Source organism: Streptococcus alactolyticus (assembly GCF_042649785.1).
In the GTDB taxonomy this organism is placed as follows: domain Bacteria; phylum Bacillota; class Bacilli; order Lactobacillales; family Streptococcaceae; genus Streptococcus; species Streptococcus alactolyticus.
The window spans coordinates 1-1167 of record NZ_JBHRZX010000003.1 but is presented as its reverse complement, the minus strand read 5'-3'; the positions used below and the strand labels follow the sequence as shown (position 1 = coordinate 1167).

The 1167-nt window shown below is 38.4% G+C and carries 1 protein-coding gene; it reads right to left on the bottom strand.

All coding sequences use genetic code 11. The features are described 5' to 3' along the window. Positions 1-64: 64 nt before the first annotated feature. Positions 65-994, bottom strand: a complete 930-nt coding sequence (locus tag ACFORE_RS00575) for an alpha/beta hydrolase (protein ID WP_380434895.1) — start codon at positions 992-994, stop codon at positions 65-67. Positions 995-1167 lie beyond the last annotated feature (173 nt).

Here is a 1167-nt window from a genome sequence, read left to right as displayed (position 1 = left end):
GGATTAACAACTATCCAAAGAAACTATTCAATTATAAATCTCCTAAAGAGTTTTTACAGGCTGGCTAATTTGAACTTGAAATTTGGCCTATTTTTTCCATGTAGCCTTTCGGATCAGTTTCAAAAGAGTTGGCATGCTTAGCTCCTTTGACAATATACAATTCTTTTGGTCCTTTAGTGGCTTGATAATTTTTGTAAACCATGCTAGTTGGAACAAAATCATCTTGACTACCATGGATGAACAAAACAGGCAATGTGTTTTTCTTCAGCTGGTTAACACTACTTGCTTCACCATAAGAGAATCCAGCTCGCAATTTCGACAAGGCAGAAACCTCATACAAAATCGGAAATGCCGGTAAATTGTACATTTCTTTAGCTTGGTATTTCAATTCATCCCAAACGCTGCTGTAGCCGCAATCTTCAATAATACCAACGACTTGTTTTGGCAAGCTTTCTTCTCCAGAAGCCATCATCACAGTCGCTGCTCCCATTGACACACCAAACAAGGTAATCTGAGAATTGGGGTTTTTCTCTACCAGTAAATCAGCCCACTTGATGACGTTTAGGCGGTCATTCCAACCATAACCAATAATACGCCCCTCACTGTCCCCATGTGACATATTATCAGGCATCAGAACGTTGTAGCCCAACTCATGAAACATCCACGCATAAGGCTTCATATCCTCTTTATCATTGGTAAACCCATGCACAACGATAACTGTCTTATCCGTTTGTGTTTTAGCAGGTAAATACCAAGCATCTTGCTTGAGCCCTTGATTGGTCATCCAAAGCGTTTCTTTTGGCAATTGGTCAAATTCTTGCTCATATTGATACAAGGGATTGTCTTTTGAACGCCCATTGTTGTTGATAAAAGACTTTTCTTCACGAATTTGCGCTACGTGGAAGAAATAAAAACTCGCTCCAACACTAGCCGCAAAAACCAGCAGTACTCCCCACAAAACGACACGACTTTTTCTAATTCTCAAATTTCTCATAGTAACTATTATACTATATTTTCACCCCTAAAAAGTAAAATCAAAGTGAAATTTGGTTAAAAAAAGATTCCCCAAATTTCAAGTTGAAATTAGCCACCCATAAGAAATTCACTCGGCGACTTGTAGTCCAAGCATTTTTTAGGGTAATTGTTAATCCAATTTTCGATAAAAGC

Bases quoted from the DNA above. Each gene is read 5' to 3' on its own strand.
- ACFORE_RS00575 (WP_380434895.1), bottom strand. From the start codon at position 994: ATGAGAAATTTGAGAATTAGAAAAAGTCGTGTCGTTTTGTGGGGAGTA.